General features: G+C 65.4%; 13 protein-coding genes, 1 tRNA gene, 3 rRNA genes and 1 pseudogene. 5 read left to right on the top strand and 13 right to left on the bottom strand.

Annotated features, from left to right (window positions below; translation table 11 throughout):
* Positions 1-162: 162 nt before the first annotated feature.
* Together QFZ52_RS02130 and QFZ52_RS02125 are read right to left on the bottom strand one after the other, a co-directional pair.
* Positions 163-239 (bottom strand) — tRNA-Thr (locus QFZ52_RS02130).
* Between the two features lie 197 nt (positions 240-436).
* Positions 437-1,090 carry a DsbA family protein gene (locus QFZ52_RS02125; protein WP_307495980.1) on the bottom strand — a complete coding sequence of 218 codons (654 nt, stop codon included), beginning with the start codon at positions 1,088-1,090 and terminating at the stop codon, positions 437-439.
* A gap of 470 nt (positions 1,091-1,560) precedes the next feature.
* On the opposite strand from QFZ52_RS02125, the gene QFZ52_RS02120 reads away from it, so the two are divergent.
* The 5 genes from QFZ52_RS02120 (at position 1,561) to QFZ52_RS02100 (ending at position 8,398) form a co-directional block, all read left to right on the top strand.
* Positions 1,561-3,063, top strand: coding sequence for an alpha,alpha-trehalose-phosphate synthase (UDP-forming) (locus tag QFZ52_RS02120; protein WP_307495979.1), 1,503 nt, complete (start codon positions 1,561-1,563; stop codon positions 3,061-3,063).
* Positions 3,056-3,910 carry a trehalose-phosphatase gene (otsB, locus tag QFZ52_RS02115; RefSeq protein ID WP_307495978.1) on the top strand — a complete coding sequence of 285 codons (855 nt, stop codon included), beginning with the start codon at positions 3,056-3,058 and terminating at the stop codon, positions 3,908-3,910. Before QFZ52_RS02120 ends, otsB begins: the two co-directional genes overlap by 8 nt.
* A 164-nt stretch (positions 3,911-4,074) precedes the next feature.
* On the top strand, positions 4,075-5,157 hold the full coding sequence (locus tag QFZ52_RS02110) for an ABC transporter ATP-binding protein (RefSeq protein ID WP_307495976.1): 1,083 nt from the start codon (positions 4,075-4,077) through the stop codon (positions 5,155-5,157).
* 152 nt (positions 5,158-5,309) lie between these two features.
* Positions 5,310-6,926: a beta-N-acetylhexosaminidase gene (locus QFZ52_RS02105; protein ID WP_307495975.1), complete on the top strand. Its 1,617-nt coding sequence runs from the start codon at positions 5,310-5,312 to the stop codon at positions 6,924-6,926.
* Positions 6,927-6,991: 65 nt separating this feature from the next.
* Complete coding sequence (locus tag QFZ52_RS02100) at positions 6,992-8,398, top strand: DUF4032 domain-containing protein (RefSeq protein ID WP_307495974.1); 1,407 nt, start codon at positions 6,992-6,994, stop codon at positions 8,396-8,398.
* A 145-nt stretch (positions 8,399-8,543) separates the two neighbouring features.
* Here QFZ52_RS02100 and QFZ52_RS02095 read toward each other — a convergent pair whose 3' ends face one another.
* The 11 genes and pseudogenes from QFZ52_RS02095 to QFZ52_RS02050 all read right to left on the bottom strand — a co-directional run bounded on the left by QFZ52_RS02095 (position 8,544) and on the right by QFZ52_RS02050 (position 25,646).
* The gene (locus QFZ52_RS02095) at positions 8,544-9,728 is read right to left on the bottom strand and encodes an ABC transporter permease (protein ID WP_307495973.1); all 1,185 of its coding nucleotides are present in this window, start codon (positions 9,726-9,728) and stop codon (positions 8,544-8,546) included.
* On the bottom strand, positions 9,725-10,444 hold the full coding sequence (locus QFZ52_RS02090; protein WP_307495972.1) for an ABC transporter ATP-binding protein: 720 nt from the start codon (positions 10,442-10,444) through the stop codon (positions 9,725-9,727). The genes QFZ52_RS02095 and QFZ52_RS02090 overlap by 4 nt, the downstream gene beginning before the upstream one ends.
* Before the next feature lies 1 nt (position 10,445).
* A complete protein-coding gene (locus QFZ52_RS02085; protein WP_307495969.1) occupies positions 10,446-11,735 on the bottom strand; it encodes a hypothetical protein in 1,290 nt (429 codons plus the stop codon).
* A gap of 408 nt (positions 11,736-12,143) precedes the next feature.
* Positions 12,144-12,260: ribosomal RNA gene (gene rrf, locus QFZ52_RS02080) — 5S ribosomal RNA — on the bottom strand.
* A 233-nt stretch (positions 12,261-12,493) separates the two neighbouring features.
* Positions 12,494-15,620: ribosomal RNA gene (locus QFZ52_RS02075) — 23S ribosomal RNA — on the bottom strand.
* A gap of 541 nt (positions 15,621-16,161) precedes the next feature.
* Positions 16,162-17,686, bottom strand: a 16S ribosomal RNA gene (locus QFZ52_RS02070).
* Together the 16S, 23S and 5S rRNA genes form the textbook arrangement of a ribosomal RNA operon.
* A gap of 448 nt (positions 17,687-18,134) precedes the next feature.
* A complete protein-coding gene (gene glgB / locus QFZ52_RS02065) occupies positions 18,135-20,348 on the bottom strand; it encodes a 1,4-alpha-glucan branching protein GlgB (RefSeq protein ID WP_307495968.1) in 2,214 nt (737 codons plus the stop codon).
* The gene (locus QFZ52_RS02060; protein ID WP_307495966.1) at positions 20,345-21,307 is read right to left on the bottom strand and encodes a phosphotransferase; all 963 of its coding nucleotides are present in this window, start codon (positions 21,305-21,307) and stop codon (positions 20,345-20,347) included. The genes glgB and QFZ52_RS02060 overlap by 4 nt, the downstream gene beginning before the upstream one ends.
* Positions 21,308-21,596: 289 nt before the next feature.
* Positions 21,597-21,806, bottom strand: a pseudogene (locus QFZ52_RS16120) (maltokinase N-terminal cap-like domain-containing protein); the annotation flags it as partial.
* Positions 21,807-21,831: 25 nt separating this feature from the next.
* Complete coding sequence (gene treS / locus QFZ52_RS02055) at positions 21,832-23,619, bottom strand: maltose alpha-D-glucosyltransferase (RefSeq protein ID WP_307495964.1); 1,788 nt, start codon at positions 23,617-23,619, stop codon at positions 21,832-21,834.
* Positions 23,619-25,646: an alpha-1,4-glucan--maltose-1-phosphate maltosyltransferase gene (locus tag QFZ52_RS02050; protein ID WP_307498627.1), complete on the bottom strand. Its 2,028-nt coding sequence runs from the start codon at positions 25,644-25,646 to the stop codon at positions 23,619-23,621. The genes treS and QFZ52_RS02050 overlap by 1 nt, the downstream gene beginning before the upstream one ends.
* Positions 25,647-25,688 lie beyond the last annotated feature (42 nt).

The following is a 25,688-nucleotide window of genomic DNA, read 5'->3' as shown; positions in this document are numbered from 1 at the left end:
GTGAGTGACGAGGCGCCGGACCGCGCTGGCCCCGCCCCACCCGCCGAGTCCGCTGTCGAGGTGGTGAATCCGCTATCAGATGTAACGGATTCACCACCTCGACAGCGGACTCAGGGTGCGACGAAGGCCCCCGGAATCACGCGGATTCCGGGGGCCTTCCCGTGGAGCCCCCTGCCGGATTCGAACCGGCGACCCCCTGTTTACAAGACAGGTGCTCTGGCCAACTGAGCTAAGGAGGCAGGCGCCGCGTGAAGCCACGGCGGCGCGGCTTAAAGCGTAGCCGAGAGCGGGAGGACTCCCCAAACGGGCGGCCCGGAGGCCGCCCCGCACCCACCCGGGACAGCACGACGGCCCGCCACCTCTCAGGGTGACAGGCCGTCGTCGAGCGCTGGATCCATCCAGGGGACGCGAGCGCCGCGCTTACTTCTTGGCGGTCCTACTTCTTGGCGGTCTTGGCGGCGATCGCCTGGGTGATCATGTCCGGGAACTGGACGTTCGCGGAGTCGCCGACGCCGTACTGCTTGCCGTCCACGAAGATGGTCGGGGTGCCGTTCACGCCCACCGCGGTGGCCTCCATGGTGGCGACCTTTACGAACGGACGGTACGTGCGCTCGTCCACGCAGGTGGCGATGTCCTTCGCGCCGACCTCCTGCGCGATCGACTTCAACTGATCGTTGGTCAGACCGGCGCTGCCCTCGGCGGGCTGCTTGTCGAACAGGGCCTTGAAGTACGCCGGGTACTTGTCCGGGGACACGTTCAGGACACAGGCCGCGGCGGCGGCGGCGCGGGACGAGTAGTTGGTGGTCGAGCGCGAGTCGAGCAGACCGATCGGGCGGTACTCCACCGTGATCTTGCCGCTCTTCACGTTCTCATCCAGCAGGGAGCCGTACGTGGTCTCGAAGTTCTTGCAGACCGGGCAGATGAAGTCGACGTAGGCGACCACCTTGACCGGCTTGCCGGCCTCCGCCTCGACACCCGGGGCCTTCGCAGCGGCGCCCTGGCTCGGCGCGGCCGTCGGCTGAGGAGGCAGGGTCGCGGTGTTGACCTGAGCCGCCGTCTGAGCGGCGACTCCGTCCTTGGTCAGGATCACGCCGCCGTGGATGGTTGGCGTTGGCGGGGGTGCTGCCGGAGTCCGGGATGGGCGCGTTGTTCGCGTTGTTGGCCATGATGGCCCAGATGACGATGGCGACCACCAGCACGGCGGCCACCACCACACCCCAGATGAGCAGAAGCTTGTTCCGCTTCTCCTTCTTCACCTGCTGTTCACGGATGATGCGGGCCTGCTCACGGGCCTGCGCGGTACGTTCGGCCTTGCTGGGGCGCGGTTCATTAGAAGGGCTCATGCTTCCTCAGGGGGATAGTGGGCCTCGGGGCCCTGGGCTACCTCATTCAGCACGATTTTAGGCCAGATGTCTGGGAAACCGCTGGTCGGCGACACGAGCGGGCCTCCGAACCGGCCGTCCGCCCCCTGCTGACCCGCACGGTCACACATCCACCCCGCGCCCGACGTGCGACTAGGCTGGAAGCAGGAATCGAGAAGCCAACCTCTGAGGGGGCGCCGTGCACGCCGAGGACAACAGCAGTACCGCGGGGAAATCCTCGCGTCAGTTCGATTTTGTGGTGGTGGCCAACCGCCTGCCGGTGGACCGTGTGGTGGACGACGACGGCGGCGCGCACTGGCGCCGCTCCCCCGGCGGCCTCGTGACGGCCCTCGCCCCGGTCATGCAGGGCGCTGACGGCGCCTGGGTCGGGTGGCACGGCGCACCGGACGAGACGGTGGAACCCTTCACCCACGGGGACACGGACATCGTCCCGGTCGCCCTGAGCACCGAGGACGTGGAGCTCTACTACGAGGGCTTCTCCAACGCGACCCTCTGGCCGCTCTACCACGACGTCACGGCCCGTCCCGAGTTCCACCGCACCTGGTGGGACTCCTACCGCCGAGTGAACCGCCGCTTCGCCGAGGCCACCGCCAAGGTGGCCGCTCCCGGCGCCACGGTCTGGGTGCAGGACTACCAGCTCCAGCTCGTCCCGCGGCTGCTCCGGCAGATCCGCCCGGACGTGACGATCGGCTTCTTCAACCACATCCCGTTCCCGCCGCCGGAGATCTTCGCCCAACTGCCTTGGCGCCGTGAGGTCCTCGAAGGCCTCCTGGGCGCCGATCTGCTCGGCTTCCAGCGCACGAGCGACGCCCGGAACTTCGTCCGCGCCGCACTCCGTCTGACGGGCGCCTCTTCGGCGCGCGTGACGGTGGAGGGCAAGCCGCAGACCGGCAAGTCCCAGTCGCTCATGGTCGACCCGGGGCTGCCCACCGCGCACCTCTGCGTGGCCGAGGCGTTCCCCATCTCGATCGACGTCGGCCAGATCGAGGCGCTCGCCAAGGATCCCGCCGTCGTGGACCGGGCCCGCCAGATCCGTCACGAACTCGGCAACCCGCGCACCATCCTGCTCGGCGTGGACCGCCTGGACTACACCAAGGGCATCCGCCACCGCCTCAAGGCGTTCGAGGAGCTCCTCAAGGACGGCGACCTCACCGTGGAGGAGGCCTGCCTCATCCAGGTCGCCAGCCCCAGCCGCGAGCGCGTGGACCAGTACCGGCGGCTCCGTGAGGAGATCGAAGGCACCGTGGGCCACATCAACGGCGGCTTCGACACCCTCGGCCGCACCGCCGTCCGCTATCTGCACCACAGCTACCCGGTCGAGGAGATGGTGGCCCTGTACCTCGCGGCGGACGTCATGCTCGTGACGGCGCTGCGGGACGGCATGAACCTGGTGGCCAAGGAGTACGTGACCGCCCGCGTCGACAACACCGGCGCCCTGGTCCTGTCAGAGTTCACCGGCGCCGCGGACCAGCTCAAGCAGGCCTTCCTGGTCAACCCGCACGACATCGACGGACTCAAGTCGGCCATCCTCGCGGCCACGACCGTGTCCCGCCCGGACGCGGCCCGCAGGATGCGCTCCATGCGCCGGCAGGTCTTCACCCACGACGTCCAGGGCTGGTCCACGGCTTTCCTGGACCGGCTGTCCGAACTCACGCGGGCGGACGGTCACCGGCATGAGTGAGCCCATCTGGCCCGAGCAGACGCGTGGCAGCCTGAACGCGGAGCTGCGCCGCGCCGTCGAGCATCTGGCCGGCGCGCCACAGCTGCTCGTGGCACTGGACTTCGACGGCACCCTCTCCCCTCTGGTCGCCCACGCCGACGAGGCACGCCCTCTCCCCCGCGCGGCGGCGGCCTTCCGTCGCCTCTCCGGCCTGGAGAGCACGACGACGGCGCTCGTCTCCGGCCGCTCCCTGGCGAGCCTGAGGGCGGTGGCTCAGCCCACTCCGGACACCCTGCTGGTCGGCAGCCATGGCGCGGAGGTCTGGCTGGGCGCCGGCAGCGCGGGTCTGGTGCTGGACCCGGCCCAGCAGGCACTGCTGGAGAAGGTCCATCAGGTCCTCGAGGAGGTCGCCCAGGTGGCCCCCGGGTGCTGGGTGGAGGAGAAGCCGGCCGGTGCCGTGCTGCACACCCGTCAGGCCACGGTTGAGGACGCCGTGGATGCGGAAGCGGCGGCCCGGCATCTGCTCGAACGCGAGCAGGGCGTCCACCTCATGACGGGCAAGCGCGTCCTGGAGGCGTCCGTGGTCCGCTCCTCGAAGGGCGAGGCCCTGGATTTCCTCCGCACGGTGCTCGGCCCGGTCGCCGTGCTCTACGCCGGGGATGACACCACGGACGAGACCGCCTTCGCCCGCCTCGACACCAACCCGGGACTGCCCCACCCCGATCTGGGGGTGAAGGTCGGTGAGGACTTCACCGCCGCGCAGTTCCGCGTGCCCTCCCCTGACGGGGTGGCGGATCTGCTGGAGATCCTGTTCAGCCACCGTTCACGTCATCAGGGAGACAAAGGTCACAACGATCTGCCATACTGAGGATGTGATGTGGCGCACATTACCGTGCGGCATCGCCTGAGTGCGGGATCCACGTGGCAGGGCTCGGCCCGGCCGGAGGACCCCGCACTTTCATGACAACTGAATACTCACCATTCACTACGGATCGTTCGGCACGTACCTGCCGATGAAGGGACACGATAACTGTGGCTACAGTTACCTATGACAACGCAACCCGGCTGTACCCGGGGACCAACAAGCCCGCCGTTGACAAGCTCAACATCCAGATCGAAGATGGCGAATTCCTCGTTCTGGTCGGCCCGTCCGGCTGTGGCAAGTCCACCTCCCTGCGCATGCTCGCAGGCCTTGAGGATGTGAACTCCGGCCGGATCCTGATCGGTGACCGTGACGTCACCGACGTCCCGCCGAAGGACCGTGACATCGCGATGGTGTTCCAGAACTACGCGCTGTACCCGCACATGACCGTGGCGGACAACATGGGCTTCGCCCTGAAGATCGCCGGTGTGCCGAAGGAAGAGCGCATGACCCGCGTTCGCGAGGCCGCCAAGCTCCTCGACCTTGAGCAGTACCTGGACCGCAAGCCGAAGGCCCTCTCCGGTGGTCAGCGTCAGCGTGTCGCCATGGGCCGCGCCATCGTGCGTAACCCGCAGGTGTTCCTCATGGATGAGCCGCTCTCCAACCTGGATGCCAAGCTCCGTGTCCAGACCCGTACCCAGATCGCGTCCCTGACCCGTCGTCTCGGCGTCACCACGGTCTACGTGACCCACGACCAGACCGAAGCCATGACCATGGGTGACCGTGTGGCAGTGCTCAAGGACGGCCTGCTGCAGCAGATCGACACCCCGCGCAACCTGTACGACCGCCCGACCAACGTCTTCGTCGCCGGCTTCATCGGCTCCCCGGCCATGAACCTGCTGGAACTGCCCGTCGTCGGTGACGGCGTCCAGTTCGGCGGCACCGTGTACCCCGTCCCGCACAGCGTCCTCGAGGACGCCACCGGCAAGACGGTCACCCTGGGTGTCCGTCCGGAAGACCTGGAGACCGCACCCGAGGGCGAAGGCCTGCAGGTCGAGGCCGACGTCGTCGAGGAGCTCGGCGCAGACGCCTACGTGTACGGCCACACCACGCTGGACGGCAAGCGCCACGACATCACGGCACGCGTCGACGGCCGCCGTCCCCCGCTCAAGGGCGACACCATCTGGGTCCGCCCGCAGCAGGGCCACGTGCACCTGTTCGACACCAAGACCGGCGAGCGCCTGGGCGACTAGTCCTCCGTTCGCTGACTCGACGGTTCACTGAACCCTCAGCCTCGACGGCCCGTTCCTCACGGAACGGGCCGTCTTTGGTACACCCTCTTCGGCGTCCCTTCGTGGCGCCCGCCAGCAAGTCCTCCACTCCAGCGGCCCTGTCAGGAGCACTCGTGTCATCTCAGCACCTCATCACCCCCGCACCTCGTTCGACCGTCACCGCCGACGGCACCCTCGTCCTCACCTCCGGCACCCAGGTGGTCGCAGGCCCCGGAGCCGAAGCCGTGGCCGGGGCCTTCGCCGGCTGGCTCCGTGCCGGCACCGGCTGGGCCGTCCCCGTCCTCACCGCCGCGACCGGCGGGCCGGTCATCAGCTTCGGGATCGACTCCGCCCACCCCGACGGGAACGAGGCCTACACCCTGACCGTCGACGACGACGGCGTGCGGCTGAGTGCCGCACACGCCGCGGGGCTGTTCCACGCGTCGTCGTCGCTGCGGCAGCTGCTGCCCGCCACCCTGGAGTCCGGCTACACCGCGACGCCGGCCGAGGACATCCCGCTCGGCCACGTCGAGGTCCGGGACGCCCCCCGTTTCGCGTACCGCGGCATCATGCTGGACGTGGCCCGCAGCTACTACCCGATCGACGAGATCCGCCGGCTGATCGACGTCATGACCAGGTTCAAGTACAACGTGCTCCACCTGCACCTGGCCGACGACCAGTCCTGGCGCATCGAGCTGGACACCCCGGAGGACAACCCCACCGGCATCGACTTCACGGAGCTGGCGCGAATCGGCAAGGACGGGGCCGTGAACCGGGAAGGCTGGGGCCTCGGTCCGGGCCGCACCGGGTACTACACCAAGGACGATTACCGCCTGATCGTGGCCTACGCGGCCGAGCGCTTCGTCACGGTGGTGCCGGAATTCGACGTCCCGGGTCACGTGAACTCCGCGCTGGCCGCGATCCCGGAGCTGAACCCGGATGGGATCGCCACGAGCCCCACCGCCACGGGCGAGGTGGGCTTCTCCACCCTGTACAACGACAATCCGCTCACCCGCCCGTTCGTGGCCGAGGTGTTCCGGCAGCTGGCGGAGCTGACGCCCGGTCCGTACCTCCACCTCGGCGGCGACGAGGCCCTCGTCACGTCCAAGGAGGACTTCGTGGCCATGGTGACCGACTTCGCGGCGTCCGTGGCGGCCACCGGCAAGACGGTGATGGGCTGGAACGAGTACGCCCAGGCCGAGCTGCCGTCCGGCGCCGTCATCCAGTACTGGGACGGTGACCTGGAGCCCACGCTCCGGCAGGTCCGGGAGAACGCCGCCCGCGTGGTCATGTCCCCGGGCAAGGGCAGTTACCTGGACCAGAAGTACGTGGAATCGGACCCGATCGGCCTCAAGTGGGCGGCCATGGGCGACTGGGACCTCTACTACGGCTGGGATCCGGTCCGCGACGGGCTCGAGGAGGACCAGGTGCTGGGTGTCGAGGCACCGCTCTGGAGCGAGACCATCCGGAGCCTGGACGAGGCCCACTGGCTGATCTACCCCCGGGCCATCGCTCTCGCGGAAACGGCCTGGAGCAACGCCGCGGCGAAGAATGCGACGGAGTTCGCCTCCCGTCTGGGCGGGCTGGGTGAGCGTCTCGTGGCGCTCGGCGTGACCTTCCGGCCCAGCCCGGACATCGAGTGGAACGCCACCCCTCGCGATCCGTTCGAAGGGGTCGACCTCCCCGCGGTCACCGCGCTGCCGGAGAACGCCGGCGTCGCCAGTGCTGCCGGCGCCGCTGTCACGGAGTAGTCCACGCCGGGGTAATCCACTCCGGGCCATCACAGGGCCCGGTGAGCTTAAGGGAAGATGGAACCATGAGTGAGAACACGCCCTCCAACGGGGCACAGTGGCATGACGAGCCCACCGACTACGATCAGGTGGGAAAGCTGCCCCGTGCCGAGGCGGCGAGCGTGGACGAGGCCCCCTCGGGGCCCGTCGTCGGCTCCCTGAACATCACCGCGGCCAGCGCGGACCCTGAGCTGCTGGACCTGCCGTGGCACATCGCCCTGGAGGAGTGGCCGCAGGCTAACCTTGCGGCCCTCCCCCGCGGCATCTCCCGCCACGTGGTGCGGTTCGCCCACCTGGGCGGCACCGTGATCGCCATCAAGGAGACCAGTGAGCACGTGGCCCGCCACGAGTACCACATGCTCCGCAAGCTGGCCCGGCTGGACGTCCCGGCCGTGGAACCGGTGGCTGTGATCACCGGTCGCACCACCCCCGACGGGCGGCCGCTCAACCCCTGTCTGGTGACCCGGCATCTGAAATTCTCCATGCCATACCGGGCGCTCTTCTCCCAGATGCTCCGCAAGGACACTCTGACCCGTCTCATCGACGCCCTGGCCCTGCTCCTGGTCCGGCTGCACCTCGTGGGGTTCTACTGGGGCGACGTGTCCCTCTCGAACACCTTGTTCCGCCGCGACGCGGGGGCCTTCGCCGCCTACCTCGTGGATGCGGAGACCGGTGAGCTGTACCCCGATCTGTCCACCGGTCAGCGCGAGTACGACCTCGAGATCGCCCGCGTGAACATCGCCGGTGAGCTCATGGACCTCCTGGACGGCGAACTGATCGACGAGCTCGTGGACCCCGTGGCCACGAGCGAACGGATCATGGAGTCCTACCGGCGGCTCTGGGACGAGCTCACCGCCAAGGAGTCCTTCGAGCTGGGCGAACGCTGGCGCGTGGGCGCCCGCATCCGCCGCCTGAACGAGCTGGGCTTCGACGTGGAGGAGTACGCCATCAAGACGACGGCGGACGGCTCCACGATCCAGCTGCAGCCCAAGGTGGTGGACGCCGGTCATCACCAGCGGCGCCTGCTGCGCCTCACCGGCCTTGATGCTCAGGAGAACCAGGCCCGCCGGCTCCTGAACGACATGGACGCCTACCGGGCGGACAACTACCCCGGCCAGGACGAGGAGATCAGCGCCCACGCCTGGGTCTCCCAGGTGTTCGAGCCGATCGTCCGCTCGATCCCGCGCGAGCTCTCCGGCAAGCTCGAACCGGCCGAGGTGGTCCACGAAGTGCTCGAACACCGCTGGTACATGACGGAGAAGCGCAATCAGCACGTCCCCATGGCGGAGGCTCTGCAGTCCTACATCGACGACGTGCTGCGACACCGCCGGGACGAGGCTACCTTGCTCCTGAACCCGGACACCGACCTGATCAAGGTCCTCGAGGCCGGTGTCATCAAGGCGGACGATGACGATGAGGACTATGAGGACTGATCCTCCGGAGAGGGTCCGGGCGAACGCCCCGGGAACGACCCGAAACTGAAGTGGCCCGGCCGTGTTAACACGGCCGGGCCACTGCGTTTCCGCTGTTCAGAGCCTGCCTCCCCGGCTTCGGCGGCGTCCGCCGCGCGGCGTGCTCTCAGAACCGGATGGCGTCGATGACTTTCACCCTGATGGCGATGAGCGCGGGGATCGCCCCGGCGAGTGCGCCCACCACGATGGCGGCGCCCATGCCGATCAGGGCGGCTCCCAGGGGGAAGGGCGGATAGGCGTCGAGTCCCGGTGCGAGGTTCGACTCCACCCAGGGATTCTTCACCACCGCGACGGCGAGCATGACACCCAGCAGCCCCGCGACGGTCGTGGCGACCAAGGACTCCATCATGACCCCCACGAAGATGCGGCCGGATGTGGCCCCGAAACTCCGCCGGATGCCGATCTCCCGGACCCGGTACTTCACCGTCACCAGGGCCACGGTGAGCATGCCCAGGGCGCCCAGCACCAGGATCACCGCCGCCACTCCGATCACAGCCCATTGCAGAGACGCCAGGGGGTCCCCGTAGGCCAGGTAATCCATCCGGTTCACTGAGGCGGAGGCCCCGGGCAGTTGCGCCCCCAGATCGGCCTCCAGGGTCTGCCGGAGCTGATCCGCCTGGGACGGGTCCACCCACACCCGGTACTCCGGACGCTCGTCTCCCATGCCGAGCCTCTTTCCGTCACCGCTGAGGAGATACGCCGATGGCGGCTCCTCCGGCCATTGGGACCGTGCGACTCCCACGACCACGGCGCTCTGCGCGCCGTTCTGGTAGAGCATGACGCCCGGCTGCCGGGACAGCGACGGGGAGCCCAACTGCCTCCAGGCGTTCTCGTTGACGATCACCGCCGGCGCCAGCCGCTGCGCGTCGTCGGCCGTGAACCAGCGGCCGTGCACCACCGTGGTCCGGAGGATCGTGGCGTACGCGGGATCCACCACGGTCGCCTCGACCGGCTCGACACCCCGCGGGAACTGGATGCTCAGCCGACCGTGGGAGATCCGGGAGACCTTGTCCAGCTTGTAGCGCTCGGTCATCTTCTTCATGAGGGGGTCACTCTGCGACGCCGGGACCTGGCCGGATTCCGCGTAGAAGCTCACGCTCAGAGTCGCGCCCCGCCCGCCGTTCCGTTCGGCCTGGTCCTTCATCCCCTCCCGCACCACATCGCCCATCCCGAGGACTCCGGTCAGCGCCGCGACGGAGGCCGCGACGCCGATCAAGGAGAGCAGCACCCTGACCTTGTGGACACGGAGTTCATGCCAGGCCTCGAGGATGGCTGCCAGCAACGAGGTCATGCCGTCACCAGCCCTTCCTCGGACGCCACGTTCTCGTCGCCGGAGAGAACCCCGGCGTCCAAGTGCAGTCGCCAGGCCGAACGGTCCGCCACGGCACGGTCGTGCGTGATCGTCACGAGCGCGGCCGAGGTCTCCTCGGCGACCTCCTCCAGGAGGCTCATGACGGCCTGCCCGGTCTCGACGTCGAGCGCCCCAGTCGGTTCATCGGCGAGGATGAGGCGCGGACGGCGCACCAGGGCCCTGGCGATCGCCACGCGCTGCTGCTCACCGCCCGACAGCCGCACGGGCTTCACGTCGGCACGGGCGGCCAGTCCCACACGGTCCAGGAGCCGCAGAGCCAGTTCGCGGCGCCGCCAGAAGGCCCGCCCTGACGCGTAGTACAGCGGCGTCATGACGTTCTCCAGGGCCGTGCGCTCCGGCAGGAGGTTGAACTGCTGGAACACGAATCCCACGCTCTCCCCTCGGACCCGGGCCCGGCGGGCTTCGCTCATGCGCTGCGCCGGGAGGCCCAGGAACTCGAGCTCACCGTTCGTCGGGACATCGAGGAGTCCCAGCAGGTTGAGCAGGGTCGACTTCCCTCCTCCCGACCGCCCGACGACGGCGAGACGGTCGCCTTCGTGGAGGTCCAGTGAGATGCCCTTGAGAATGTGGAGCTCGGTGTCATCGGGCAGCGTCACGGACTTGGTGACCTCCCGCAGGCTGACCAGCAGACTCATCTCAGCCGCCCATCGGGCTGAAGCCGGCTGGACCCGAGCCGCCAGGACCGCCCTGCCCCTGCGGAGAGGGCACACCGGGCAGGAACTCGAGAATCTGCTCCCCTTCCTTCAGACCCGAGGTGATCTGCACCTGAACACCGTCACTCAGACCGAGTGACACGGTGCGCTCGACGAATCCTGCGGGCGTCACGGTCGTGCCCCGCACAGAACCGTCGCCGGCCGCACCGCCGCCGGCCGTCCCGCCTTGCGCTGCGGTCCCCTGCGCCGGCTTGCCGTCAGGTGCCTTGGCCGGGTCGGCTCCCTGGCCCTCTCCCGCGCCCGCGGGACTTGACGACCTCACCCAGACGGTCCCGCGCTGGAAGGTGCCCTTCACGGCGGTGAGTGGCACCGTCAGGACGTTCTCCGCCACACCGGCAGTCAGCTTGAGCGTGGCCCCCAGGCCGGGGAACACCTTCACTGCGGACGGCACCGGACAGGAGACCGTTCCCGTCGCAGAGGCGCCGCCGTCTGATGACCCCGTCCCCGGTCCAGCACCTTGCTGAGCGGGCGCAGCCGCACCCGTGCCATTGGAGTCGGCCGGCTTCGAGGTACCGCCGCCCGCGGCCTGCCCCAGGGAGATGTCCGAGCAGATGAATGGAGCAGGACCGCCTGTCACCGTGACCTCGGCCTTCGCAGGCCGGTCGAGCAGCCGGTACTGCTGCTGAGCATCAAGGGAGCCGGAGACACTGAAGGTGCCCGGTTCCACCGCTCCCAAGTTCTCACCCACGGAGACCTGCTGGCCCAGCAATGCCGTGAAATCCTTGAGCACCCCTGCGGATGGTGCTAGAACGTCCAGGTAATCGTACTGCGTCGCTGCCGGTTTGGCGGGGGCCGCGGCGGGGTCCTTGCCCTGGGCCGACTCGCCGGCGCCGGAAGAGCCGGCAGCGTCGGCAGCGTCAGCGGGTGCCTCACGAACCCTGCGCACCTGGAACAAGGGGCTTCCCTGAGCCACGGGCTTCCCGGCGGAGATGTACAGGAACACCACCGTGCCGGATTCCGTGCTCCGCACGGGGATGGCAGGGTCTGCCTGGACCGAACCTTTCACCTCGACGACGTTCGTCACCGTCGCGCGGCCGGCCGGAACCACCGGCGCCTCGAAGCCGACCTGGGGCGCGGACACCTGTTCCGCACCACGTACCCCATCGACGAATGCGATCTTGACGAGTGATGCCGCGATCACAGCCCCGAGCACCAGCCATAGAGATGGCAGAACGGCACGCCGGAAGAATTTCATGTTGTCCCCAATATTCATGATGAGCCACCTCAGACTGTGGCCTTCGGCACAGTCTATCCAGCGACCAAACGATCGTCTTGTCACAGGGGCACGGCCGACCCCGGACCAGGCGTGCACCCCTCAAGGCGATGAGTGATGCGCGCACATTGTCGGAGGCCGGTCGGTGTGGTCACCGGTGGTCGAGTGCCCTAAACGCCAACAGCCCCTCTGTGTGGGGTGCTGCGGTGGTGTGCCTTAAACGGGAACAGCCCCCGGTGCTTTTGTGGCTGGGGGCAGTTCGTGGTGATGGGGGTCTGGTTCCTGCCGGTCGCGTGCCCTTAAACGCCAACAGCCCCCTGTGTGTGGGGGCTGTTGGTGTTGGTGGTTGGTGGTTAAATGACGAGCGGCCCCGAGCGTCGTTGCTCGGGGCCGTCCCTGTGTGGTTGTGTCCGGCGGTGTCCTACTCTCCCACACCCTCGCGAGTGCAGTACCATCGGCGCTGTGGGTCTTAGCTTCCGGGTTCGGAATGGGACCGGGCGTTTCCCCCACGCTATGACCGCCGTAACTCTTTCAAACACCCCGCCCGTGGGTGGGGGTTGGTTTGTAAGGGTCACTGGATCGTTTCCGTGACACGCAACACCGATCCATTGGTTCCCCAGTTGTGGCGGGGTGGTGGTGTTGCTCTATTTAGTTGTGTTGGTTCCCTCGTGTCAAACCTGGTGGGTTTGTTGTTTGGGGACCGCATGGTGGACGCGTAGCACAGTTTTTTTGATCCACACCCGGGTGGGGTGTGGTGTGTGGTCAGGTTGTCGGCTTATTAGTACCGGTCAGCTTCACAGGTCGTTAGTCCCTGCTTCCACGTCCGGCCTATCAACCCAGTGGTCTGCTGGGAGCCTCTCGACCCCGAAGGGTCATGGAAATCTTATCTTGAAGCGGGCTTCCCGCTTAGATGCTTTCAGCGGTTATCCCATCCGAACGTAGCCAATCAGCGGTGCACTTGGCAGTACAACTGACACACCAGAGGTTCGTCCGTCCCGGTCCTCTCGTACTAAGGACAGCCCTTCTCAAATTTCCTGCGCGCGCAGCGGATAGGGACCGAACTGTCTCACGACGTTCTAAACCCAGCTCGCGTACCGCTTTAATGGGCGAACAGCCCAACCCTTGGGACCTACTCCAGCCCCAGGATGCGACGAGCCGACATCGAGGTGCCAAACCATGCCGTCGATATGGACTCTTGGGCAAGATCAGCCTGTTATCCCCGAGGTACCTTTTATCCGTTGAGCGACGGCCATTCCACAATGTACCGCCGGATCACTAGTCCCGACTTTCGTCCCTGCTCGAGATGTCTCTCTCACAGTCAAGCTCCCTTGTGCACTTACACTCGACACCTGATTGCCAACCAGGCTGAGGGAACCTTTGGGCGCCTCCGTTACTTTTTAGGAGGCAACCGCCCCAGTTAAACTACCCATCAGGCACTGTCCCTGACCCAGATTATGGGCCGAAGTTAGATGTCCAAAGTGACCAGAGTGGTATTTCAACGATGACTCCACGAACACTGGCGTGTCCGCTTCACAGTCTCCCACCTATCCTACACAAGCCACTCCGAACACCAATACCAAACTATAGTAAAGGTCTCGGGGTCTTTCCGTCCTGCTGCGCGTAACGAGCATCTTTACTCGTAGTGCAATTTCGCCGAGTTCATGGTTGAGACAGTAGGGAAGTCGTTACTCCATTCGTGCAGGTCGGAACTTACCCGACAAGGAATTTCGCTACCTTAGGATGGTTATAGTTACCACCGCCGTTTACTGGGGCTTAAATTCCCGGCTTCACACCGAAGTGTTGACCGGTCCTCTTAACCTTCCAGCACCGGGCAGGAGTCAGTCCGTATACATCGTCTTGCGACTTCGCACGGACCTGTGTTTTTAGTAAACAGTCGCTTCCCCCTGGTCTCTGCGGCCCTTATCCGCTCCGAGGAGCAAGTCCTCTTCACAGTCCGGGCCCCCCTTCTCCCGAAGTTACGGGGGCATTTTGCCGAGTTCCTTAACCATGATTCTCTCGATCGCCTTAGTATTCTCTACCTGATCACCTGTGTCGGTTTAGGGTACGGGCGGCTGGAACCTCGCGTCGATGCTTTTCTCGGCAGCATAGGATCACTGAATCCCCCACAAGGTGGGGTCCCATCACGTCTCAGCCTTAATGTTCCCCGGATTTGCCTAGGGAACGGCCTACCTGCTTAGACCGGGACTACCATCGCCCGGCTCAGCTACCTTCCTGCGTCACACCTGTTAATACGCTTACCTCCCCCGATCAGTTCCCAGCCTCACCACACACCACTTGCCCGAAGGCTCCTGGAGGTGGATTGGGTGGTTAGTATCCCGGGCTCAGTATGGGCGGTTCTTCGCCGGTACGGGAATATCAACCCGTTGTCCATCGACTACGCCTGTCGGCCTCGCCTTAGGTCCCGACTCACCCAGGGCAGATTAGCTTGACCCTGGAACCCTTGATCATCCGGCGGACGGGTTTCTCACCCGTCTTTCGCTACTCATGCCTGCATTCTCACTCGTGTGGTCTCCACCACTGGTTTACACCGCGGCTTCACCGTCCACACGACGCTCCCCTACCACTCCAGACGACTGAACCACGAAGGCTTGTCTACTATCTGAAATCCACGACTTCGGCGGTGTACTTGAGCCCCGCTACATTGTCGGCGCGGAATCACTTGACCAGTGAGCTATTACGCACTCTTTCAAGGGTGGCTGCTTCTAAGCCAACCTCCTGGTTGTCTAAGCAACTCCACATCCTTTCCCACTTAGCACACGCTTAGGGGCCTTAGTCGGTGGTCTGGGCTGTTTCCCTCTCGACCATGAAGCTTATCCCCCACGGTCTCACTGCTGCGCTCTCACTTACCGGCATTCGGAGTTTGGCTGACGTCAGTAACCTTGTAGGGCCCATCGGCCATCCAGTAGCTCTACCTCCGGCAAGAAACACGCAACGCTGCACCTAAATGCATTTCGGGGAGAACCAGCTATCACGAAGTTTGATTGGCCTTTCACCCCTACCCACAGCTCATCCCCTCCATTTTCAACTGAAGTGGGTTCGGTCCTCCACGACGTCTTACCGTCGCTTCAACCTGGCCATGGGTAGATCACTTCGCTTCGGGTCTAGATCACGCCACTCAAACGCCCTATTCAGACTCGCTTTCGCTACGGCTTCCCCACACGGGTTAACCTCGCGACGTAACACTAACTCGCAGGCTCATTCTTCAAAAGGCACGCCATCACAGGTACAAGCCTGCTCTGACGGATTGTAGGCACACGGTTTCAGGTACTATTTCACTCCCCTCCCGGGGTACTTTTCACCTTTCCCTCACGGTACTGGTCCGCTATCGGTCATTAGGTAGTATTTAGGCTTATCAGGTGGTCCTGACAGATTCACACGGGATTTCTCGGGCCCCGTGCTACTCGGGTATCATCCCTCGAGCGGTGCATCAACGCGACAATTACGGGACTCTCACCCTCTATGGTCGACCATCCCAAGCCGTTCATCTACGTCAGCACATTCACACCCGACCAGGTCAGTGACCCTGGTACGGAACAACCCCACAACCCCGACCATGCAACGCCCACTGGCTATCACACATGGACCGGTTTAGCCTGATCCGCTTTCGCTCGCCACTACTCACGGAATCACATGTTGTTTTCTCTTCCTGCGGGTACTGAGATGTTTCACTTCCCCGCGTTCCCTCCACACAGCCTATGCGTTCAGCTGCGGGTGACTACCCATAACAGGCAGCCGGGTTTCCCCATTCGGACATCCTGGGATCAAAGTTCGGTTATCAACTCCCCCAGGCTTTTCGCAGATTCCCACGTCCTTCATCGGCTCCTAATGCCAAGGCATTCACCGTGCGCCCTTAAAAACTTGGCCACACAAAAACCAAGACAAACACCACAACCCACACAACCCCCCAAAGGGGATCACCCAGGCCATGACGCTCGCCTTATAAGATGCTCGCGTCCACTATGCAGTTCTCAAACAACAACCCCACACCCCCATCCAACACACCCAACCGGGCACGCCTTCCAGAAGCAGGGCAACCAAACGAAACAACAACCACCACACACCCCACAAGGAGACATGCGACAGGCCTGTTGCTTCAGGACCCAACAGTGTGTCAACAACCCCAGCACCACCACAACACCAACAACTTTCCAACCACCACAACACCCAAAGGCATCACAGCGGCGTACTCACCACCAGCATCACAGCACCCGTGCAGGAACCGCACCCCCAGCCGGCAAGCCCCCTTGTTTCACAGGAACCCACCAACCATCACGAGGATGTGTCTTTTCGATATTCCACCCATGAGCACCACACCCCAGGAACGAACGCCCTGGCAGGCGGGTTCTACACTCAACCACCACCACAACCCATGCAGGCCACGACAGCGATCTCGTTTGCTCCTTAGAAAGGAGGTGATCCAGCCGCACCTTCCGGTACGGCTACCTTGTTACGACTTAGTCCCAATCGCCAGTCCCACCTTCGACAGCTCCCTCCCACAAGGGGTTAGGCCACCGGCTTCGGGTGTTACCAACTTTCGTGACTTGACGGGCGGTGTGTACAAGGCCCGGGAACGTATTCACCGCAGCGTTGCTGATCTGCGATTACTAGCGACTCCAACTTCATGGGGTCGAGTTGCAGACCCCAATCCGAACTGAGACCGGCTTTTTGGGATTAGCTCCACCTCACAGTATCGCAACCCTTTGTACCGGCCATTGTAGCATGCGTGAAGCCCAAGACATAAGGGGCATGATGATTTGACGTCGTCCCCACCTTCCTCCGAGTTGACCCCGGCAGTCTCCCATGAGTCCCCGCCATTACGCGCTGGCAACATGGAACGAGGGTTGCGCTCGTTGCGGGACTTAACCCAACATCTCACGACACGAGCTGACGACAACCATGCACCACCTGTGAACCAGCCCCGAAGGGAAACACCATCTCTGATGCGATCCGGTCCATGTCAAGCCTTGGTAAGGTTCTTCGCGTTGCATCGAATTAATCCGCATGCTCCGCCGCTTGTGCGGGCCCCCGTCAATTCCTTTGAGTTTTAGCCTTGCGGCCGTACTCCCCAGGCGGGGCACTTAATGCGTTAGCTACGGCGCGGAAAACGTGGAATGTCCCCCACACCTAGTGCCCAACGTTTACGGCATGGACTACCAGGGTATCTAATCCTGTTCGCTCCCCATGCTTTCGCTCCTCAGCGTCAGTTAATGCCCAGAGACCTGCCTTCGCCATCGGTGTTCCTCCTGATATCTGCGCATTTCACCGCTACACCAGGAATTCCAGTCTCCCCTACATCACTCAAGTCTGCCCGTACCCACTGCAGAACCAGGGTTGAGCCCTGGCCTTTCACAGCAGACGCGACAAACCGCCTACGAGCTCTTTACGCCCAATAATTCCGGATAACGCTTGCGCCCTACGTATTACCGCGGCTGCTGGCACGTAGTTAGCCGGCGCTTCTTCTGCAGGTACCGTCACTTTCGCTTCTTCCCTACTGAAAGAGGTTTACAACCCGAAGGCCGTCATCCCTCACGCGGCGTCGCTGCATCAGGCTTTCGCCCATTGTGCAATATTCCCCACTGCTGCCTCCCGTAGGAGTCTGGGCCGTGTCTCAGTCCCAGTGTGGCCGGTCACCCTCTCAGGCCGGCTACCCGTCGTCGCCTTGGTGAGCCATTACCTCACCAACAAGCTGATAGGCCGCGAGTCCATCCAAAACCACAAAAGCTTTCCACCACCAACCCATGCGGGCAATGGTCGTATCCGGTATTAGACCCAGTTTCCCAGGCTTATCCCAGAGTCAAGGGCAGGTTACTCACGTGTTACTCACCCGTTCGCCACTAATCCACCCAGCAAGCTGGGCATCATCGTTCGACTTGCATGTGTTAAGCACGCCGCCAGCGTTCATCCTGAGCCAGGATCAAACTCTCCAAAAAGAAATTCAAAACCCAGCAAACACCAATCCACCACAGGGGCGGCGAATCAGTGATTACCAAAAAAACATTGGTATCAAAAAAACATGACACACTATTGAGTTCTCAAACAACAGACTGCTTTCGGATCTCCAAGCCGGCTCGTTAGCCCTGCTTGCCGTTCCCGAAGCAACTTTTCAAGCTTAGCACCCCGAATTCCTCGGTGCAAATCGCTCAACTTCTCACAATTTCTTGGTGAATGTTGTGCGATCCGCAGCGTGTCCGGTTGACTTCCTCAGAAGGTTTCCTTCGCTGCGGTGCGGGTATCAACTCTACCACCGTTCGGCGGCCATGCCAACTCCCGGCGCCGGTGGCTCTTCGCACCACGGCGTGAGGCCCGGAATCCTGATGATTCCGGGCCTCACGCCGTGGTGCCGGTCGTCTGAGAGGACCTGTCCGGCCCTCGATCAGCTCAGGCGAGTTTTGTGAAGTACACCGCACCCAGCGGCGGGAGGGTCACCTTCGCCGAGGCGGGCTGGCCATCCCATGGGCCGTTGTCCGCCACCACGGTTCCCCCGTTGGTGACTCCGGAGCCACCGAATTCGCGGGCGTCGGTATTGAGGATCTCCACCCACTCGCCCTCGGAAGGGAAGCCGAGCGGGTAGTCGTGATGCGGCGCTCCCCCGAAGTTGACCGCGCAGACCAGTTCCTCGCCGTCGGCGCTGATGCGGATGAAGCTGAGAACGTTCCGGTCGGCGTCGCCGCCATTGATCCAGCGGTACCCCTCCCCCGTGTTGTCCTGCTCCCAGAGGGCCGGCGTGTCCTGGTAGATCGCGTTGAGCTGCTTGACGAGAAGCTGGACGCCGCGGTGATCCGGGCCGTCGGCGAGCCACCAGTCGAGCCCGTGCTGTTCGCTCCACTCGGCTTCCTGGCCGAACTCGGTGCCCATGAAGATCAGCTGCTTGCCCGGATGAGCCCACTGATAGGCGAGGAACGCGCGCAGATTGGCGAGCTGCTGCCAGCGGTCGCCGGGCATCTTGCGGAGCATGGACCCCTTGCCGTGGACCACTTCGTCATGGCTGATCGGCAGGAGGAAGTTCTCCGTGAACGCGTAGACCAGGGAGAAGGTGATGGTGTTGTGGTGCCAGCGCCGGTTGACCGGGTCCTCGGCGATGTAGGCCAGGGAGTCGTGCATCCAGCCCATGTTCCACTTGAGCCCGAAGCCCAGGCCACCCTGGGACGTGGGCGCCGTGACACCGGGGAACGCCGTCGATTCCTCCGCGATCGTCACGGCTCCCGGATTGCGCTTGTAGACCGTCGCGTTGGTCTCCTGCAGGAAGCTGATGGCGTCCAGGTTCTCGCGGCCGCCGAACTGGTTGGGCACCCACTGTCCCTCTTCACGCGAGTAATCCAGGTACAGCATCGAGGCCACGGCGTCCACGCGGAGGGCGTCCACGTGGAACTCCTCCAGCCAGTAGAGGGCGTTGGCCACGAGGAAGTTCCGGACCTCCTTGCGGCCGAAGTTGAAGATGTACGTGCCCCAGTCCGGGTGCTCACCCAGACGGGGATCGGCGTGCTCGTACAGCGGCTCGCCGTCGAAGCGTGCCAGCGCCCACTCATCCTTGGGGAAATGCGCGGGGACCCAGTCCATGATCACGCCGATGCCGGCCTGGTGCAGCGCGTCCACGAGGAATCGGAATTCGTCGGGATGCCCGAAACGGGAGGTCGGCGCGTAGTAGGACGTGACCTGGTAGCCCCAGGAGCCGCCGAAGGGGTGCTCCGCCACCGGCATGAACTCCACGTGGGTGAAGCCGAGCCACTGGACGTACTCGACCAGCTCTCGCGCCAGCTCGCGGTAGCTCAGGCCCAGGCGCCAGGAACCGAGGTGGACCTCGTAGACGCTCATGGGCGAATTGTGCGGATCGCGCGCCGCGCGGGCGGTCATCCACTCCTGGTCCTTGAACTCATAGGAGCGCTCCACCACCACGGACGCGGTCATGGGCGGAACCTCGGTGCCGAAGGCCAGCGGATCCGCCTTCTCCACCCAGTGTCCATGCTTCGTGCGCAGCGCGAACTTGTAGCGAGTGCCGGGACCGAGCCCCGGAATGAAGAGCTCCCACACGCCGCTCGAACCGAGGGACCGCATGGAGTGCTGACGTCCGTCCCAGGAGTTGAAGTCGCCGATGACCCGCACGGCCTGAGCATTCGGGGCCCAGACGGCGAAGGAGACGCCGGTGACCTCGCCCATCACGGAGCTGTAGCGCTGCACCCTGGCGCCGAGCACGGTCCAGAGCGTCTCGTGACGGCCCTCCTGCAGGAGGTGGAGGTCCAGCTCGCCCAGCGTGGGCAGGTAGCGGTAGGGCTCGTCGACCACGACGGGCTCGGCGTCCTCGTAGGCGACCTCGATCCGGTAGTCCGGCACGTGCGCGCCGTCGGGCGAGACATAGGTGCCCACCCAGACGCCGAAACCTTCGTGATGAAGGGGGATCCGCGCGTCGTCGGCGAGGATGACCGTCACCGCCTCCGCGAGGTGCTTGACCGTGCGGAAGGTGACCACGCCGCGGTCATCCAAGTGGGCGCCGAGCACGGAGTGCGGTGCGTGATGTTCACCATGAGCCACCTGGCCCAGCGTGGCCTGATCGATCGGCAAGGGAGCCGGCGCAGCGGCTTCCGGGGTGGGGGTCATGGTTTCCCTTTCGCGTCGGGACCTGCGAGTTCGTCCAGCGTCGCACGCGCCGCGCTGACCGGGATGTCCAGCCAGCCGGGGCGGTTGCTCTGCTCGTAACGGACCTCGTACAGGGCCTTGTCCAGCCACAATGCCATGAAAAGGGGAGAACGCTGGTCAATCCTCCCGGGCACCACACTCGAATAACCCTCCAGGAAGGCCGCCGAACACTCGGCCACCCACCCGTCGGAGACGTCGGCTCCCGCCACCTGGCGCTGAGCGGCCCCGGCGGCGTAGTCCAGGGAACGGAGCAGCCCGACCACATCCCGCAACGGCAGGTCCGGCAGCGCCCGCTCGGAGACGGGCCGGAGCGGCTCGCCCTCGAAGTCGAGGAAGATCCAGCGGTCGGCGCCGGCGGCGGGCGCCTGCACGGTGAGGATCTGCCCCAGGTGAAGGTCGCCGTGGATCCGCTGCGGCTGCGCCGGCACCGCGGACAGCGAGGTGAGCAGTGCCTCGATCTCGGCGTCGTACGGCCCGACGACGGCGCGCACCTGCGCCCAGCTGTCCCTCACCCTGGCGGCCAGCCGGCTCAGCACGCCCTCCGGCGTGGTCGACACCGGCAGCCCTTCGGCCAGGCGGCGGTGAATCCGGGCCGTTCCCTGCCCGATGGCGTGTGCCTGCCGCGCGAACGACTCCCCGCGGGCGGCCGCGTCCAGTGCGGCTCCCCAGGCGTCGGACCCGCCCGGGAGGAACTCGTGGATGACCGCCAGATCGGCCTGGTTGGCCACGCCCTGGTCCTGCCAGTGGGCCTCGAGCCAGCCGAGCGTGGCGGGGACGTCCTGGGTGCCGAGCCGCGTCAGGACGGCGCCCAGCTCGACCTCGGGATTCTGACCGTTGGAGAGCGTCCGGAAGAACTTCACGATCATGCCGCGTCCCTGCGCGTTGAGCACGATGGACGTGTTCGACTGCTCGCTCCGCATGGGATCCATGGACAGCAACGGGTCCGAGAGCGCGATGCTCTTGGCGGCATCGGGGCCGCGACGGGCCTGGATGCCGGCGTGCTCGCCCGGGTTCTCCGAGTGGGCGTTCAGCGAGGTGCTGGCCAGGACCTCGTCCAGATACTCGCGGCGCTGAGGGGCGTCGTAGACATTCCACGGCCCCGGCGCCGCGGGCGAGCCGTCCTCGCCACCGGCGGAGGAGACGGCGCCGATGAAACCAGTGCCGATGAATCCGGCAGCACCGTCGGCGCCGTCGTCGGGCGCCTGGTCGGCGGCCGCGGAGGAAGAGCAGCGGAACCTGCAGCAGGGTCACCACGGGCGACCCCTGCGCATCGGGATACTCGAGCCGCAGGACCCTGACCTCGGAATGCCGGTCCGGCCGCGAGACACCTGGGAGCACGGCGGCCACGGACATCGTGACCACGCTCCCCTTGGCGGGGAACCACCGTTGCTGCGGAAGCCAGTGCTCCAGCAGTCCCATGAGCTCGTCGGCAGGGGCGGTCATGTCACACGCCCTGGGGCACGATCGGGATGGCGGTGGTCTGCATCCCCGGCGCCGCCGTGCGGAACCGGAGCCAGAAGTAGCCGTTGCCGGACAGTGTGAGTCCGAGCGTCCCGTCATCGGCCACGCTGGGGAACGGCTGGCCGCCGAAGATGTCCCGCAGACCTCGTCCCGCGAATTCCGGCAGGTCCAGCACGGCCGCCACCGGATTCTGGGACAGGTTGAAGACGCACAGCAGCGTCTCGGGCTGGGCGCCTTCCGCGTTGTCCGGAAGCACCTCGCGGCGGTAGGCGAGCACCGACTCATGATTGGCCGGAACGTGGTGGAAGGCGCCGAGGCCGAAGGCCGGATGAGCCTTGCGGACGGCCAGGATCTGCCGGGTCCAGCGCAGCAGCGATCCTGAGTGGGCCGCCTCCGCCTCCACGTTCGCCATGCCGTAGTGGTACACGAGCGACTGGATGACGGGCAGGTAGAGCTTGCCCGGGTCGGCGATCGAGAACCCGGCGTTGCGGTCCGGAGTCCACTGCATGGGCGTCCTGACGGCGTCGCGGTCCTGGAGCCAGATGTTGTCCCCCATGCCGATCTCGTCGCCGTAGTACAGGAACGGCGACCCCGGCAGGCTCAGGAGCAGCGCGTTGATCAGCTCGATCTCGGACCGCGAATTGTCCAGGAGGGGCGCCAGACGACGCCGGATGCCGACATTGGCGCGCATCCGCGGGTCCGGGGCGTACCAGCCGAGCATCGCGGAGCGCTCCTCGGCGGTCACCATCTCCAGCGTCAGCTCGTCGTGGTTGCGCAGGAACGTGCCCCATTGGGTTCCCGCCGGAATGGCCGGGGTGTCCTTCATGGACTCCACGATCGGCGCGGCCAACTGGTCCCGCAGGGCGAAATACAGCCGCGGCATGATCGGGAAATGGAAACACATGTGGCATTCCGGCGCCTCTTCGGTGCCGAAATACTCCACGACCTCCTGCGGGGGCTGATTCGCTTCCGCGATGATGATCCGGCCCGGGTATTCACGGTCCACCATGGCGCGCAGATCCCTCAGGAATTCATGGGTTCCGGGCAGGTTCTCGCAATTGGTGCCGTCTTCTTCGAAAAGATACGGAATGGCGTCCGCCCGGAAACCGTCCACCCCGTGATCCAGCCAGAAACGCACCACGTCGTAAATGGCCTCGACGACGGCAGGATTCTCGAAATTCAGATCCGGCTGGTGGCTGAAGAAACGGTGCCAGAAGAATTGCCTCCGGATGGGATCGAACGTCCAGTTCGATTCCTCCGTGTCGATGAAGATGATCCGGGCATCCTGGTATTTCTCGTCCGTGTCACTCCACACGTAGAAGTCGCCGTACGGACCGCTCGGGTCACGCCGGGATTCCTGGAACCAGTGATGCTGGTCCGAGGTGTGGTTGAGCGGCAGGTCGATGATGACCCGCATGCCCCGGGCGTGTGCCTCGCCCACCAGCCGCTGGAAGTCGTTGATGGTGCCGAACTCGTCCAGCACGGCCTTGTAATCCGAGATGTCGTAGCCGCCGTCCCGGAGCGGGGACTGGAAGAACGGCGGGAGCCAGAGGCAGTCGATGCCGAGCCACTGCAGGTAATCCAGCCGGTCGATCAGGCCGTTCAGATCACCTGAGCCGTCGCCGTTCGAGTCCGCGAAGGCGCGGACCAGGACCTCGTAGAACACCGCTTTGCGGAACCACTGGGGGTCGTGGGCGAGGCCCGGGGCGTTGGTGTCGAAACGGTCCCGGCTGGCGATCCCGTTGCTGGCGGACGGCAGGCTGAAAGTCATCAGACTCCTCGGCGGATGTGCAGGATGTGTGCAGGTTCGACGTGCGGGTCCAGCCGGACGTAGTTGTGCTCGCCCCACTCCCAGCTCTGGCCGCTGATCAGGTCATCCACGCGGAAACCGTGGGAGGCGGTCCAGTCCTGGGGATCGAGTTCGAGCGCGTCCAGGTCCAGGGAGACGGTGCACTCACGGGTGCCGTGCGGATCCACGTTCACCACCACGATCAGGGTGTCCTTGGAGCCGTCCGGCAGCGTCTTGTGCTTCGAGAAGACCACCGTCGCGTCGTCCGAGGACTGGTGGACCGTGAGGTTCTGCAGGTCCCCCAGCGCCGGGTGGCCACGCCGGATGTGGTTCAGACGCGTCAGATACGGCGCCAGCGAACGCCCGGCCGCCTCGGCGGCCTCCCAGTCACGGTCCTTGTACTCGTACTTCTCGCTGTCGATGTACTCCTCGGCGCCCGGGCGTGCCACGTGCTCGAAGAGCTCATAGCCGGCGTAGACGCCCCAGAGCGGGCTGCCCATCGAAGCCAGCACGGCACGGATCTTGAACGCCGCCGGGCCACCGTACTGCAGGTACTGCGTGAGGATGTCCGGGGTGTTCACGAAGAAGTTCGGGCGGAAGAACGGCGCGGACTCCTGGGAGACCTCCGTGAAGTACTCCTCGATCTCCTCCTTGGTGTTCCGCCAGGTGAAGTAGCTGTACGACTGCTGGAAACCGGCCCGGCCGAGCGCGTGCATCATGGCGGGACGGGTGAAGGCCTCGGCCAGGAAGACCACCTCGGGGTGCTTCTTGTTGACGCGGCCGATCAGCCACTCCCAGAACCACACGGGCTTGGTGTGCGGGTTGTCCACGCGGAAGATCTTCACGCCGTGGCTGATCCACAGCTGCACGATGCGGAGGATCTCCTTGCTGAGGCCCGCCGGGTCGTTGTCGAAGTTCAGCGGGTAGATGTCCTGGTACTTCTTCGGCGGATTCTCGGCATACGCGATGCTGCCGTCCACGCGCCGGGTGAACCACTCCGGGTTGCTCTGCACCCAGGGGTGGTCGGGGCTCGCCTGAAGCGCGAGGTCCAGCGCGACCTCCAGGCCTTGCGCCTCGGCCTCCGCCACGAACGCGTCGAAGTCCTCGAAGGTGCCGAGGTCCGGGTGGATCGCGTCATGACCTCCCTCGGCCGAACCGATGGCCCACGGCGAGCCGGGGTCACCCGGTCCTGCCACGAGCGTGTTGTTGGGGCCCTTCCGATGGGCTTGGCCGATCGGATGGATCGGCGGCAGGTACAGCACGTCGAACCCCATGGCGGCGACGCCGGGCAGACGGCCGGTGGCGATGCGGAAGTTCCCGGAGGTCCACTCCCCCGTGACCGGGTCTCGCTTGGCGCCCTCGGACCGCGGGAAGAATTCGTACCAGGAGCCCTGGCCCGCGGCGGTGCGTTCCACGAGAATCGGGAACTCCTCCGACTCGGTCACCAGCTCGCGGATCGGCTGGCGCTCGACGGCGCCGGCCACGGCGTCCGAGAAGCCGGCCCCGAGGCGCTCCTCGACGGTCAGCCGGGAGTCCGCGAGCGCCTCGGCGGCACGGCGGAGGGTGCGGCGGTCCGCTGCGGTGCGCTTGGCGTCGTCGTCGGCGGCCTGGGCGAGCAGCGCGGCGCCCTCGGCGAGCATGAGTTCCACGTCCACGCCCGCGGCGACCTTGATCTCCGCGTTGTGGTGCCAGGTGCCGTACCGGTCATGCCAGGCCTCGATGAGGAAGGTCCAGGCGCCCGTGGCGGTCGGAGTGAAGACGCCCTCCCACAGATCGGTGCCGAGGCCGCGCTCGCCGCGGGCGGGGTGGAGACGGACGGTCACCCGGACCTTGCCCTTGGGATCCTTCAGGACCGCGGTGACGCCCAGCTGGTCGTGCCCCTCACGGAAGACGGTGGCGCTCACCACAAGGCCCTGGCCCGGAACGGCCTTGGCGGGGAAGCGGCCGCCCTCGACGCTCGGCTGCACATTCGTGATGGGGAACCTGCCGAACCGCAGGCCGCTCGGGATCCCGTTGGACGCGGGGAGCTCGGGGGTGGACTTGGCTCGGCT

The organism is Arthrobacter woluwensis (assembly GCF_030816155.1).
Lineage (GTDB): Bacteria > Actinomycetota > Actinomycetes > Actinomycetales > Micrococcaceae > Arthrobacter_E > Arthrobacter_E woluwensis_A.
This window is presented reverse-complemented; position numbering and strand designations above follow the sequence as displayed.